12 protein-coding genes are annotated in these 14,462 nt (G+C 43.2%); 8 read left to right on the forward strand and 4 right to left on the reverse strand.

Annotated features, from left to right (window positions below):
* Window positions 1-433: 433 nt before the first annotated feature.
* The 5 genes from ACFE90_RS27770 (at window position 434) to ACFE90_RS27790 (ending at window position 8,160) form a co-directional block, all read left to right on the forward strand.
* Window positions 434-1,348, forward strand: coding sequence for an ankyrin repeat domain-containing protein (locus tag ACFE90_RS27770; protein WP_375505626.1), 915 nt, complete (start codon window positions 434-436; stop codon window positions 1,346-1,348).
* Between the two features lie 540 nt (window positions 1,349-1,888).
* Complete coding sequence (atpD, locus tag ACFE90_RS27775) at window positions 1,889-3,337, forward strand: F0F1 ATP synthase subunit beta (RefSeq protein WP_012410748.1); 1,449 nt, start codon at window positions 1,889-1,891, stop codon at window positions 3,335-3,337.
* 129 nt (window positions 3,338-3,466) lie between these two features.
* Window positions 3,467-3,880 (forward strand): ATP synthase F1 subunit epsilon, encoded by a 414-nt coding sequence (gene atpC, locus ACFE90_RS27780; RefSeq protein WP_109011899.1) that lies wholly within the window; start codon window positions 3,467-3,469, stop codon window positions 3,878-3,880.
* 302 nt (window positions 3,881-4,182) lie between these two features.
* A complete protein-coding gene (locus ACFE90_RS27785; RefSeq protein WP_375505627.1) occupies window positions 4,183-6,294 on the forward strand; it encodes an SPFH domain-containing protein in 2,112 nt (703 codons plus the stop codon).
* A 102-nt stretch (window positions 6,295-6,396) separates the two neighbouring features.
* Window positions 6,397-8,160 (forward strand): protein kinase, encoded by a 1,764-nt coding sequence (locus tag ACFE90_RS27790; protein ID WP_375505634.1) that lies wholly within the window; start codon window positions 6,397-6,399, stop codon window positions 8,158-8,160.
* 10 nt (window positions 8,161-8,170) lie between these two features.
* Here ACFE90_RS27790 and ACFE90_RS27795 read toward each other — a convergent pair whose 3' ends face one another.
* On the reverse strand, window positions 8,171-8,470 hold the full coding sequence (locus ACFE90_RS27795) for a 30S ribosomal protein PSRP-3 (protein ID WP_069071048.1): 300 nt from the start codon (window positions 8,468-8,470) through the stop codon (window positions 8,171-8,173).
* Window positions 8,471-8,672: 202 nt separating this feature from the next.
* On the opposite strand from ACFE90_RS27795, the gene ACFE90_RS27800 reads away from it, so the two are divergent.
* From ACFE90_RS27800 to ACFE90_RS27810, 3 genes are all read left to right on the forward strand, one after another.
* A complete protein-coding gene (locus ACFE90_RS27800; RefSeq protein WP_375505628.1) occupies window positions 8,673-9,041 on the forward strand; it encodes a DUF29 domain-containing protein in 369 nt (122 codons plus the stop codon).
* A gap of 146 nt (window positions 9,042-9,187) precedes the next feature.
* A complete protein-coding gene (locus tag ACFE90_RS27805; RefSeq protein ID WP_375505629.1) occupies window positions 9,188-10,003 on the forward strand; it encodes a TIGR01548 family HAD-type hydrolase in 816 nt (271 codons plus the stop codon).
* Between the two features lie 76 nt (window positions 10,004-10,079).
* A complete protein-coding gene (locus ACFE90_RS27810; protein WP_375505630.1) occupies window positions 10,080-11,468 on the forward strand; it encodes a cytochrome P450 in 1,389 nt (462 codons plus the stop codon).
* A 470-nt stretch (window positions 11,469-11,938) separates the two neighbouring features.
* Here ACFE90_RS27810 and ACFE90_RS27815 read toward each other — a convergent pair whose 3' ends face one another.
* The 3 genes from ACFE90_RS27815 to ruvB form a co-directional block, all read right to left on the reverse strand.
* Complete coding sequence (locus ACFE90_RS27815) at window positions 11,939-12,286, reverse strand: hypothetical protein (protein ID WP_375505631.1); 348 nt, start codon at window positions 12,284-12,286, stop codon at window positions 11,939-11,941.
* A gap of 67 nt (window positions 12,287-12,353) precedes the next feature.
* Entirely contained in the window at window positions 12,354-13,157 is an 804-nt protein-coding gene (locus ACFE90_RS27820) for a tetratricopeptide repeat protein (RefSeq protein ID WP_375505632.1), read from the reverse strand.
* A 151-nt stretch (window positions 13,158-13,308) separates the two neighbouring features.
* Window positions 13,309-14,409 carry a Holliday junction branch migration DNA helicase RuvB gene (ruvB, locus tag ACFE90_RS27825; protein ID WP_375505633.1) on the reverse strand — a complete coding sequence of 367 codons (1,101 nt, stop codon included), beginning with the start codon at window positions 14,407-14,409 and terminating at the stop codon, window positions 13,309-13,311.
* Window positions 14,410-14,462 lie beyond the last annotated feature (53 nt).

Genomic DNA, 14,462 nt, shown 5'->3' on the forward strand with positions numbered 1-14,462 from the left:
GCTACTATCCACATCTGGATTCACAAAATATTATTAGTGGGATAGGTTCATGTAAGCTTTCTTAACGAAATTTAGCACGCGTTAGCGTTCGCGGAGCGTCTCGTAGAGAAGCTCGCCGCAGGCATCGCTACCCCAGGGCAAACGCATTATGTCAACAAGAAGATTTTATTCTCAATAATCTGAAAATTAGTCGCATTAATCGTTACTTATTGAAACAAGTTTAGCGACGCCGATAGCGAAGCGTTAGCGAGTCTTCGAGCGTCATAGCCCATCGTAGACATCGCTTTGAGTCTTGGAGACTAAACCAAACGAGAAATGCTGATTTTGTCGTTGGTTTTTAACCTTGGTTGTAATCAAGAGTAATTTAGATGCGTTTGCCCTGACTGATTGCCAATCTTACTGATTAACTATATATTCTGAAAGATATGAACATATGCAAAATATGTCAAATATAAAGCAAAAAATTTTGCTTGAGGCGGCACTTGAAACTGCACTTAAAAAAGGTGATATAAGTGCTTTAAAGCAATTAATTCAAAATAGAATTAACATCAATATCCGACTTGATGATGAGCAGACTGCTCTCATGAAAGCAGTACGTGCAGGAGATATCGATACTGTTCGTGTCCTTGTTGAAGCTGGAGCAGATGTTAACGCTCAAGATAATAGTGGACTTTCGGCTTTATGGAAAGCTGCTTATTGGGGACTACAGGAAGTTTTTGATTATCTTGCACCTCTAACTTCCCTAGACTTAAGGCAGGAAGCTCAAGAGATATTGCCTAAAGGTTTGGTATATCGTCAAAGAGCAGATGATAATTTTACAGAAGATTTTATAGCATCAGCTGCAATAGGAGATAGCAATGCAGTTGAGGCTGCGATCAAGGAAGGAGTAAATGTCAACGCTATTGGTAGTAATGAAACTCCAGCCCTTGTTGCATCGGCTTTCTGGGGTCATATACCTGTAGTTAAGTTATTGCTAAAGCATGGAGCTAATGTAAACTGCAAAACAGAAGATGAGCAAAAAACTCCATTAATTGCAGCAGCGGAAGGAACGAGCCTTGCACGATATGCAAAATTTACCTCAGTTACAACAGATGAAAATCAGATTACTGTAATTAAACTTTTACTTGAAATGGGTGCAGATGTTAATGCAAAAACAAAAGAAGGTAGAAATGCACTCATGGCAGCTACTAATGCTGGTAGTATAAACGCCGTTAAATTATTTATTGAACATGGCGCAAATATTGATGCCAAGGATAATAGGGGAGATACAGCTTTAAGCTTGGCAAAACTAGCAGGACATACGGATATTGTTCAACTTCTGCTTGAAGCAGGAGCAAAAGAAGATTGAAATAAAATACTCAAGCGCGATCGCACTTTCACTTACACAGTAGGTTATCAACTCGATACTGTTACTGAAGCAGGTGAAACTGAAACTACGATTACGATCAAAACTGATCCGATAAAAAGATGGATAATTGCAATCAAATACACAATTGTTACAAAAACATAGAAGTAGAGCTTCAACAAGAGTACGTTGACGACTTTTATGAGATATTCCCAATCTGATATAAATCAAAAGGATGATGGTTACACAATACTAATCAATCTTGCTTAGACAGACCGATTGGATCTGGTAAAATTAACAGCTTTGGGTAGTTGTTATGTACTAATATCAAAAGTAAAATCAGCGAATAAGGAGGCTATTAACTTGATGATAAGCAAGAATTGAGTCAGGATAAAGATTAAAGCTACCAAAACCAAAGCTGCTTTTTAAGGAATTACTAAGGGAGTTATGTCCCCGTCCGGTGCTACAGTGAAAGGTGACATTGCTTATTCTTATGTCTTCTCCGACCGTATCTGAAATATAGCTTCAATCATTAGGCGCAGCATGGTCACAACCGCAGAAAAAACAAACATTGGCTACATTACCCAAATCATTGGTCCAGTTGTAGACGTTAAATTTCCCGGCGGGAAATTGCCACAAATCTACAACGCTTTGAAAATCGTTGGCACCAACGAAAGTGGACAGGAAATCAACATCACTGTTGAAGTACAGCAACTGCTGGGCGACAACCAGGTGCGGACTGTTGCAATGAGTTCCACCGAAGGCTTAGTGCGCGGTTTTGAAGTCACCGATACAGGCGCTCCCATTACCGTGCCAGTTGGTAAAGCCACTTTGGGCCGGATTTTCAACGTCCTCGGCGAACCTGTGGATAACAGGGGGCCCGTAAATGCTGAGGCAAGTTTACCCATCCACCGCTCTGCTCCCAAATTCACTGACCTGGAAACCAAACCTTCGGTGTTTGAGACTGGGATTAAAGTTGTTGACCTTCTGACTCCCTATCGACGCGGCGGTAAGATTGGTCTGTTCGGCGGTGCTGGTGTTGGTAAAACCGTGATCATGATGGAGTTGATCAACAACATCGCTACCCAGCATGGTGGAGTATCCGTATTTGCTGGCGTGGGTGAGCGCACCCGTGAAGGCAATGACCTCTACAACGAAATGATTGAGTCTGGGGTTATTAATAACGAGAACCTCAACGAATCAAAAATTGCTCTAGTCTACGGTCAAATGAACGAACCACCCGGAGCGAGAATGCGGGTTGGCCTTTCGGGATTAACAGTAGCAGAGTACTTCCGGGATGTGAACAAGCAGGATGTGCTACTGTTTATTGACAACATCTTCCGGTTTGTGCAAGCAGGTTCGGAAGTATCCGCACTACTGGGACGGATGCCTTCTGCGGTAGGATATCAGCCCACATTGGGAACCGACGTAGGTGAACTGCAAGAGCGGATTACCTCGACTACAGAGGGTTCCATTACCTCCATTCAAGCAGTGTACGTACCTGCAGATGACCTCACCGACCCCGCACCTGCTACCACCTTTGCCCACTTGGACGGAACCACAGTACTGTCTCGCGGTTTAGCAGCTAAGGGAATTTATCCCGCAGTTGACCCCCTTGGTTCGACTTCCACCATGCTTCAACCAAATATTGTAGGTGACGAACACTACAATACTGCCCGTGCGGTGCAATCAACTCTGCAACGTTATAAAGAACTCCAAGACATTATCGCTATTCTCGGTCTAGATGAATTGTCTGAAGAAGACCGTCTGATCGTGGCGCGGGCGCGGAAAGTTGAGCGCTTCTTGTCTCAACCGTTCTTTGTAGCAGAAGTATTTACCGGTTCTCCTGGTAAGTATGTGAAGTTGGAAGATACCATCAAAGGATTTCAAAAAATTCTGTCAGGTGAGTTGGATGCTCTGCCAGAACAGGCTTTCTACTTGGTTGGCGATATTAATGAAGCGATCGCTAAAGCTGAAAAAATCAAAGGTTAGTCATTAGTCGTTAGTCATTAGTCATTGGTCATTGGTCATTAGTCATTAGTTCAAGTGCTAATGACTAATGGCAATTACAAATGACAAAGGACAAAAGACAAAAGACAAAGGACAAAGGACAAAAGACAAATGACATTAACCGTTCGTGTAATTTCCCCAGATAAAACAGTATGGGATGCCCCAGCTGAAGAAGTAGTTTTGCCTAGCACCACTGGTCAACTAGGTATCCTAACTGGACACGCACCACTTTTGACCGCATTAGATACTGGTGTAATGCGAGTCCGCGGCGCTAAAAATCAGAATTGGGAAGCGATCGCCCTTTTGGGTGGCTTTGCCGAAGTCGAAGAAAATGAAGTGACAATTCTGGTTAACGGCGCTGAACGTGGCGACAAAATTAACCTTGATGAAGCCCGTACTGCTTACAACCAAGCAGAAGCACGTCTAAGTCAAGTGTCAGCAGACGATCGCCAAGCCCAAATCCAGGCAACCCAAGCCTTCAAACGCGCCCGCGCTCGGTTTCAAGCTGCTGGCGGTTTGGTCTAATTTAACTTTCTATTTCAACTTTGTAGGTTGGACATTACCCAACCTACAAATTATTTATGAAGAAGAACTCAGGAGTCAGGAGCGGAGCCGGAGACGCTCCGCCTCCGGTCAGAAATCAGTATTAATTCTGTATGGATGCTAAAACTTTCACCGTAAATGGATGGAGTATTCTGAATCCTGAATTCTGAATTCTGACTCCTTGTTTGTTAAATTTTAAAAAAATTACGCCAAGTTTAAGAAATCGAGGCAAGCCTTTGTGAAGTGTTAACTTAGCTAATTAGTTGCCCAGATGGGCACAGATTATGAAAAGCTTTTCATCTTTACTTGGTACTCGTAAACAAAATAAAGTAGCTCGTCTTGCAGCATCTATCGTAGCAACGTTAGTTATGGCTGCGCCAACGTCTTTGACGATCGCTGGAAGTATTCACTCTACCAATGCGACTCCTGTAAAAACAACTACTGCATCAGTCCAGCCAAATCAGATCAAACCAAATATTTCCCAGTTACAAATTAACAGGACTCAATATCAAGCTGCTGGAATTGATCCTTTTGTACTAATCCCCATCGTCCTTGTTGGGGGTTTAGTTATATTTGTCCCCCTATTCTTTGGCGGGCTTGTAGTAATTGGCGAGCGTGAAGTTGGTATTGTAGTTAGAAAATTTACCCTTTCCGGGCGCGGACTCCCAGCCGGAAGTTTGATTGCCCTCAACGGCGAAGCTGGCTTGCAGGCAGATACTTTAGCTCCTGGTTGGCACTGGGGCTATTGGCCTTGGCAGTATTCTGTAAAAAAAGAGCCAGTAGTTGTCGTTCCCCAAGGGGAAATCGCTTTGATTGTGGCAGCAGACGGTACATCCATCCCACCAGAGCGGATTTTGGGTAAAATTGTGGATTGTGACAACTTCCAAGATGCTCGGAAATTCCTCACCCAAGGTGGGGAAAAAGGGCGGCAAATGGGTTTTCTTACGGCTGGTACCTACCGCATTAACACTGCCCTGTTTAAAGTGATCATGGCAGCAAATGCCAGCGCTCATGGCATGACTCCAGAACAGTTGCGGGTGTACAGTCTGGCATCTGACAAAGTTGGCATTGTCACTACCTTAGATGGTTTACCAATCTCTGCTGGTGAACTCGCAGGCCCCATAATTGAGGGACACGACAACTTCCAAAATGGTCAGAAATTTATTAATGGCGGTGGGCGGCGAGGTTTACAAGAACAGACCTTGCTTTCTGGTTCTTGGAACTTGAACCCTTGGTTTGTCCAGGTTGAGCAAGTGCCAATGACGGAAATTCCCATTGGGTATGTGGGTGTGGTGATTTCTTTTGTGGGCAAGGCGCATCAAGATGTCAGTGGTGCAGCTTTCACCCACGGTAACTTGGTGAATCCTGGACATAAGGGTGTGTGGGTCGAACCGCTATATCCTGGCAAGCACCCGATTAATTCCCGGATCATGAAGATGGAACTCGTGCCAACGACTAACATTGTATTAAATTGGTCAGATCGCACTGAACGTCACAGCTATGATGCTCAACTGGCTTCTTTAACAGTGCGATCGCGTGATGGGTTTGCCTTTGATTTGGAAGTAGCGCAAATTATCCATGTGGGTGCTTTAGATGCTCCAAAGGTAATTTCTCGCGTTGGTGCAATGCAAAATCTGGTAGACCATGTATTAGAACCAACTATTGGTAATTATTTCCGCAACTCAGCCCAAGACTATACTGTACTAGACTTTCTCACCGCTCGCAGCGAACGACAATCTGAGGCTGCTGAGTATATTAAAACAGCATTGCGGGCTTATGACGTGCAAGCGATCGACACCCTCATTGGTGATATTCAGCCACCAGCGTCGTTAATGCAGACACAGACAGACCGAAAAATTGCTGAAGAAGAACGCAAGACTTATGAAGTCCAGCAGATGGCGCAAACCCAACGGCAGCAGCTTGTCCGGGAAACGGCACTGGCTAATATACAGCAAGAAATGGTGAAATCGGAGCAGAGTGTGCATATTGCTGACCTAAAAGCCCAAGCCCAAATCAAAGAGGCAAACGGTGAAGCTGAAGGGACAAAACTCCGGACAATTGCTGAGGCTGAAGGTATTCGGGCCACAGGTAACGCCAAAGCTGAAACCTACCGCGCTGGTGTGGAAGCTTTGGGGCCACAAGGTTATACAGCAATGCAACTGATGCAGATTATCGGCGATCGCAATGTCCGCTTAATTCCAGATATTTTAGTTGGCAGTAACGGTAACAATAATGGCTTAGTGGATGGGCTACTATCCTTGATTTTATGGAATCAAACTGGTAAAGGTGAATTGACACCAACACCTTTGCATCCACAACCAGTAGTTAACAAGACACAACCAACTACAGAAAACGGTCTTCCACCGATAGTTGTGAATTTTCCTGTAGATAAGTAACATCAGAAACATGAGGTAGGGGCATAACATTGTGTGCCCTTACAAAAAACAAACGGCAATATCTTATGTGGGCAAAATGCCCACCTTGTAGGTAGAGAAATTTTGCTTTTACAAGAACGTTATCGTTTAATCAAGCAGATTGGTGAAGGGGGATTCTGTAAAACTTTCCTCGCTGTCGATGAGGGTGAGTTTCCTACAGTTCCTTGTGTCGTTCGAGAATTATCGCCAGAAAACGAGACTTCTATTACTTTTCAGCAGAAGGCGCAACAGCTAGAAAAATTAGGAAAACATCCACAAATTCCCACTTTATTAAATTATTTTCACCATAACGGGCATTTTTATTTAGTGCAGGAGTTTATTGCAGGCACTAATTTAGCTCAGGTGGTTGAGGAAGAAGGTGCTTTTAATGAAACTCAGATTTGGCAACTTTTACAAGATGTGTTGCCAGTTTTTCAGTTTATTAGCGATCGCCACATCATCCACCGCGATATTAAACCCCAAAATATCATCCGTAGATCCCCAATTAGCAAGAAGGGAGATTTCGTCATAGTCGATTTTACCACTGCTAAAATCGTCACAGAAATCGATCGGCTAACATTTGAAACCAGTATCGGCAGTCCAGAATATGCTGCACCAGAACAAACGAAGGGAAAAGCAGTTTTTGCTAGTGATTTATATAGCTTGGGTGTAACTTGTATTTACTTGCTTACTCAGATTTCTCCCTTTGATTCATTTGATATTGCTAATGATTGCTGGGTCTGGCAACAATATCTTACTACCAAGATTAGCGATCGCTTGGCCCAAATTCTCAATAAGCTGCTGCAAAATGCTGTTAGCCGCCGCTTTCAATCGGCTGATGAAGTTATGCAAGCAATGGGTATGGAATGTAAAACTCAAAATTTTAAATTACCAAATCCTCCTTGGCGATGCTTGAGTACCTTAACTGAGCATTCTGGGACATTAAGTAGTGTAAATGCTCTTGCCATTAGTCCTGACGGTTATACTTTAGCCTGTGCTAGCGATCGCAAAAACATCAAATTGTGGGATTTAAATACCAAAAAAGTCCTAGCTAGCTTATCAGGACATAGCCAAGCTGTAAAATCAGTTACCTTTAGTCCAAATGGTCAAATTCTGGCAACTGCTAGCGATGATAAAACTATCAAATTGTGGCAGGTTGAGACATTAGAGGAAATCTGCACCCTCTTGGGACACGCACACGCTGTAAAATCAGTTGCTTTCAGTCCAGATGGGCAGATTCTCGCTAGTGGTAGCTGGGATAAGACAATCAAACTCTGGGATGTCAATACTGGTAAAGAAATTTGCACCATAGCTGGACACCAATTAAAGATAAATTCAGTGGCATTTAGTCCGCAAGGACAGCTTTTAGCCAGCGCTAGTTATGACAGAACAATTCGCCTATGGCAGATACCTGCATTAGAAGGTTCCCAGAGAGAATTTGAAAACCGCCCATACTGTAGCTTGTTAGCCACCCTTTCGGGTCATGCATGGGCGGTTTTGACAGTCGCTTTTAGTCCTGATGGTCAAATTTTGGCGACGGGTAGTGATGATAACACTATTAAATTGTGGGAGGTAAACACTGGTCAGCTAATTTGCACACTTGTAGGCCATTCTTGGTCTGTGGTGGCTGTGGCTTTTACTGCCGATGGCGAAACCCTCCTAAGTGCAAGTTGCGACAAAACAGTTAAACTTTGGAGGGTAAGCACAGCAGAAGAGATTGTTACTCTCTCTGGTCATATAGACTCAGTATCTGCTGTTGCTGTAAGCAAAGTTACACAATTAATTGCAAGCGGTAGCCGGGACAAGACTATCAAACTGTGGCAGCTTGTAGAACAGGACAATAGCTAATTTTGTAAGATCAAGCGCTACCTGTGAAGGCAACTTCTGGAAATTTCAACTGAGCTTCTGCCATTGGACGGTTTCTGCCTTCCTCTTGCCAGTAGTTAATCACTTCTGTCGCTTTATTAAGCAACTCGACACGATCCACGTCAGTAATCCAATGTTTGGACTCTAATTCCTTTTTTAACTCTTCCCAGGCATCATTTCTGGGCCAAAAAAAGTACTTAGTCAAGGGACTTGTGCCTTTGCCGACAATTTGATCGACTGCTAAAGCAACGTTTTCGTCTAACCACAGAATTTTCAAAATAAACTTGGTCAATCACACCTCCGGGATCTCCGGGCATTTTAACTAGGATAGCGATCGCTTATTTTAACGCAATACCCTATCAAATGACGAAAAATGCTTGTGACCGAAACAGACTTATGATAGAAAGCAAGGAAATTTGTTTATGGGAATTATTAATTTTGAATTTTAAATTTTGAATTCGGAGCGTTCGCGCAGCGTCTCGTAGAGAAGCGACGTGACTGCCCAACTGCCCCAATCTCAAACAACCTCTGGTTTTTCTTTGTATGAGCAAGACTTTTACCTGTGGATTCAAACCACAGCAGAACTGCTCAAGCAAAAGAATTTCACTCAACTGGACTTAGACAATCTGATTGAAGAAATTGAAACGATGGGCAGAAGTGAAAATAGGGCATTGGAGAGCAATCTGGAAGTGTTGCTGATGTATCTGCTCAAATACCAAATTCAAACTCAAAGGCTCTCAAAAAGTTGGCAGTACACAATTTTGGAACATCGCAGGCGAGTTCAAAAGGCACTCAAGGAAAGTCCGAGTTTAAAACCTCACTTTGATCGGGTTTTCGACGAAAGCTATCAAACCGCTAGATGACTAGCTGTAATTGAAACTGGATTAGCAATTGCTATCTTCCCCGAACAATCTCCCTTCACCCCAGAACAAGCCCTCGACCCTGATTTTTTACCTGAGTCATGATCTCACGTTTTATGATCATCTAAAACTCTTTTACTTTCTACCCCATGACTTTCCAAACTTCTAAAAAAGCGATCGTTGTTTTCGATATTGATGGCGTTGTACGCGATGTTGGCGGTTCCTATCGCCGTGCGATCGCAGATACCGTAGAACATTTTACTACTCAAGCATATCGTCCAACCCCATTGGATATTGACCAACTAAAGTCTGAAGGTGTGTGGAATAACGATTGGGAAGCATCGCAAGAATTAATTTACCGTTACTTTGAAACCCAAGGACAGAGCCGCGAACAACTGCAACTAGATTACAATGCAATTATTGCCTTTTTTCAATCGCGTTACCGCGGCCCAGACCCCAATAATTTTACTGGGTATATCTGTAATGAACCCTTATTATTACAACCTAGCTATTTAGAACAACTTACCCAAGCTGGGATTGCTTGGGGATTTTTTAGCGGTGCGACTCGTGGTTCAGCTAACTACATTTTGAAAAAGCGTCTGGGCTTAGAATCTCCAGTGTTAATTGCGATGGAAGATGCGCCAGGTAAACCTGACCCCACTGGACTTTTTGCTACAGTTCGTGAATTAGATAATGGAATTGAGCAAAAATCAGCGATCGTCTATGTGGGAGATACGGTAGGAGATATGTATACCGTCGAGAAAGCACGAGGTCTAGATTCTTCTCGCTCTTGGATTGGTGTAGGGGTTTTACCGCCTCATGTACAGGAGACAGTAGCCCGTAGTGATGCATACAGTGAGACACTAATAGCAGCAGGAGCAGCAGTAGTTTTGCGTAATGTGCAAGAATTAACCCCAAGGCAGATTCAAGAATTGATAAGTTCATCTGCCCAATCTGTGATCTAAACTTAATCAAGCTAGGGGTGCATGGATGACTGGCTGATAACAATCTTGCTTTAATCATTGGGAGATTAATAAAAAAATGTCTGGACTTAAACTGCCTAATGGCCCTCAAACTCATCCTTGGGTACAGACGTATCAATGGCTTACTAATCCCATAGAATACATGGAAGCTTGTGCTAAACGTTATGGTGATATCTTCACCCTTCGGATTGGCCCTGTTTTTACTCCTCAAGTGTTCATTAGTAATCCTCAGGCGATTCAGCAGATTTTTATCACAGATCCAAAACAGTTAGACTCTGGTGAACCAGCGGGTATTAAATCGCCTTTATTAGGACGGCAATCACTATTAGCTCTAGAAGGCAAGCCTCACCAGCGCCAACGAAAGTTGTTGACACCCCCTTTTCATGGAGAAAGAATGCTGGCTTATGGTCAGTTAACCCGTGACATCACTGAGCAAGTGATTAGTCAATGGCAAGTTGGGGAATCCTTTTCAGTTCTGCCATCTATGCAAGAAATCTCCTTACAGGTAATTTTGAAAGCTGTATTTGGTCTAGCAGATGGGCCACGTTATGAAAAACTTAAGGAAGTGCTGCTGAAAATCCTGAATCCACAGCGACCTTTTGTTACGGCAATGATGATTGTTTTCCCATCACTGCAACGAGATTTAGGTTCTTGGAGTCCTTGGGGAAAATTCCTGCGTTTACGAGAGCAAATGGATCAACTCATATATGCTGAGATTCAGGAACGCAAACAGCAATCTGAACCATCTCGAACTGATATCCTATCTTTGATGATGGCAGCTCGTGATGAAGAGGGGCAGTCGATGACTGATGTAGAGTTACGCGATGAGTTAATTACCCTCTTGGTAGCGGGTCACGAGACTACAGCGACTTCCTTAGCATGGGCTTTGTACTGGATTCATCATTTGCCAGAGGTGCGTGCAAAACTACTGCAAGAAATAGATGGCCTGGGTGAAAACCCCGACCCAAATGCTATTTTGCGATTGCCCTATTTGAGTGCTGTTTGTTCAGAAACTCTGCGCTTATATCCAGTGGCAATGTTGGGATTAAATCGCTTGGTAAAATCCCCCCTAAAAATTATGGGCTATCAGTTGAATGCTGGTAATTTGGTAATTCCTTGCATTTATTTGACCCATCATCGAGAAGATTTATATCCCCAGTCGAAGCAATTTAAGCCAGAGCGTTTTCTAGAACGGCAGTTTACACCTTCTGAATATTTACCTTTTGGTGGCGGGAACCGTCGCTGTATTGGAATGGCATTTGCGCTGTTTGAGATGAAGGTGGTTTTGGCAACAGTACTGTCTTGCTGGCAGATGGAATTAGCTGATAGCAAACCAGTACAGCCAGCGCGTAAGGGGGCGCTATTGGGGCCAAGAGGAGGTGTACAAATAATAGTGACTGGGAAGCGTGAGCAAAATCAGGCAGTTCGGGAGACTAGTTTGGTTTAGAGAGTTTGAGAATGCGATCGCATTTCTGGAGGCGTTAACATTATATTTGCCTCCAGAACAGATCCTAAACTACACCAAATTTGGCATGCAAACTAGCCTTTCTATATGCCCAGGCTTTTCGGGAGCCTTTTCTACCTCAGCTTCCAGAATATCTGAGTGCGTTTGTGAAAAACCCATTTTCAAAAGAAAGCTTTTTACCTGCTCGTTTGCACACCTGAAGAGTAAGGAGCAACAATCTTATTTAAATTCTTTTGAGCAGTAAAATCAAAAATGCTGCATAAAAGGGATTGTTCTACTTTGCGTCCTAAAGCACGACAGCTAATCAGGACGGTATCTATAAACAAACATTTGTTATTCTGCTTCAGAATCGCTACACCTACAAGACCATAATCACCAAAGCGGTCTTTAAGATTAAGCACCAGAATGGAACTGGATTTGTGAAGGTCTTGAATTTCAGGTAGGGTTTAAGCCTATTTAATTTTTCTTAACATAGTTTTGTTTTTCCACACCGTTTTACTTATGGGTGATATTTTAATCAGTAATGGCAAATCTTCAAGGACATCAATTTCAACAAATCTTGGTTTTTTGACAAATAAAAACAGAAGAGTTGTACCCAATGTACTCAGGCACAAAAAGAGAAATAACCACAATAAGTAGAGGATGGGAAATATTGCCATCAGAACCAGAGTGTTGATTTCTGGAAACATGCTAAAAATTAGCCAAGCTTCTAGTAAACCAGTCACAGTGGTCAAGACTAGTGGATAAAACCAATTGATAGTTTCAATAGTAAGTGCAGAGAGTATTTTGAGCAATTTCATAGTAGATGTCCCTACTAGAGTGTCAAGAACTTATCCAAAGCTGCTACCATCTGGAGGTGAAATACCCCTACTGGAGTTTCAAGAACTTATCTAAAGCTGATACCATACTGGGCGGCCAACGGCGGATATTTTTTACCCAATCGATATCCTTGTAGCGGCTATCAAGTCCATAAGCTGCTACCCAGTTACTTTCGGCTTCACCTTGTTCTCCATTTACCCAATATGCAGCAGTGAGAGCGGCACGGACATCGGCAAATTTGGAGTATTTACGGGCGATATTTCGCATTTCACGGATTGCTTGCTCTTTTTGACCTGTTTCATAAAGAGCAAGTGCGTAGTTAGCACGGGCGAAGGCAAAATTTGGGGCTATCTGGTTAGATTTTTTGTAGTCTGCGATCGCCGAATCCCATTTTCCTAAACCTGTTTTGGCATTTCCCCGATTGTTATACGCCATCGCATCGTTAGGATCGAGTTCTAAGACATGATTATAATCTGCGATCGCCAAATCCCATTTTCCTAACCCTTCCAACGCCGCCCCCCGATTCAAATATGGATCGGTGACATTCGGTGCTAGTTCTATGGCTTTGTTATAATCTGCGATCGCCTCTTGTAACTTATTCTGACTCACCCGCGAATTTCCCCGGTTACTCCACGCCCCTGCATTAGTGGGAAATTGCTCAATAATTTTCGTCCAGTAAGTTTCAGCCGTCGCAAAATCACCTTGATTCGTTGCTGCAAAGGCTTGATTTGCCCACTCATCACCTTGTTTTAACTGTTCCTGAGTAATGGGCGGTTGAGATTGTGCCATGACTGGAGTACCCCAGCCAAATATAAGTAACAGACTGAGAAAAATACCAATCAACTTAATCATCTAGGTTTACCTAATTTGTCATTTGTCATTTATTATTTGTCATTTGTTATTGAGCATGGGGCAGAGGAATGGAGTTCAAAGGCTCTTTAAAGAAGTTCAAAGACTCATTTACAAGTATCAATGCCCAATGTCCAATGCCTAATGCTCATAATTACAATAATGACAACTGTTCATTAGGCGGCGTGAATCCCAAATGCTTATATGCTGCCTTTGTCGCCATCCTGCCGCGATGAGTTCTAGTTAAATACCCAATCTGCATGAGGTAAGGTTCGTACACCTCTTCAATTGTTTGAGTATCTTCACCTGTCGCTGCTGCCATTGTTTCTAACCCCACTGGCCCGCCGTTAAATTGTTCAATTATCACACTTAGCATCTGGCGGTCTGTCCAATCTAAACCGCATGGATCTACTTGGAATAGTTGCAATGCCTCAGATGCAATGCTTTCATTAATATCCCCAGATTCTTTAACTTCAGCATAATCACGTACTCGCTTAAGTAGCCTATTCGCAATTCTTGGTGTACCGCGTGAACGACGGGCAATTTCTGTGGCACCATCTTCCGTAACGGGGGTTTTGAGTAATTGAGCGGTTCGCAGTACAATTTTAGTCAGTTCGTCAACTTCGTAAAATCGGAGTTTTTGAATTAAACCGAAGCGATCGCGCAATGGTGAAGTTAAAGCACCCACACGCGTTGTAGCACCAACTAGAGTAAACTTTGATAGCGGCAAACTTCTAATCCGAGCGCTAGAACCCTTACCAATAGTAATATCTAAGCGATAATCTTCCATCGCTGGATAGAGAATTTCCTCTGTCATCCGTGAGAGGCGATGAATTTCATCCACAAATAAGATATCTCCTGGTTTCATGTTCACCAGTAGCCCGACAATATCCCGTGGACGTTCTAGCGCTGGCGCACTAGTAATTTTGTAATTTACCCCCATTTCCGATGCTAAAATCATTGCCATTGTGGTTTTGCCCAATCCTGGCGGCCCATACAGCAGCAAGTGATCCAGCACCTCACCACGAGACTTGGCTGCTTTGATGGCAATATCTAGCACATCCTTTAAATCTTTTTGCCCAATGTAATCAGCAAATCGGTGCGGTCGAATACCTTCTTCTTGCTGTTCTTGCTCATCAATAGCAGCTTCAGGCTTCAAAATATTTTCCGTGGATGGTGCTTTCGCCGACTCTCGACGCTGCTTTGGTTCTCCGTTGGGTTCTGGAGGCTGTTTTTTCGATGAGATTATCGCCATAATTCAGCTATCTACTTTTAAGGGACTAGGGAGTGGGGGAGCAGAGGAGGCAG

It is taken from the genome of uncultured Nostoc sp., assembly GCF_964245445.1.
Taxonomy (GTDB): Bacteria; Cyanobacteriota; Cyanobacteriia; order Cyanobacteriales; family Nostocaceae; genus Nostoc.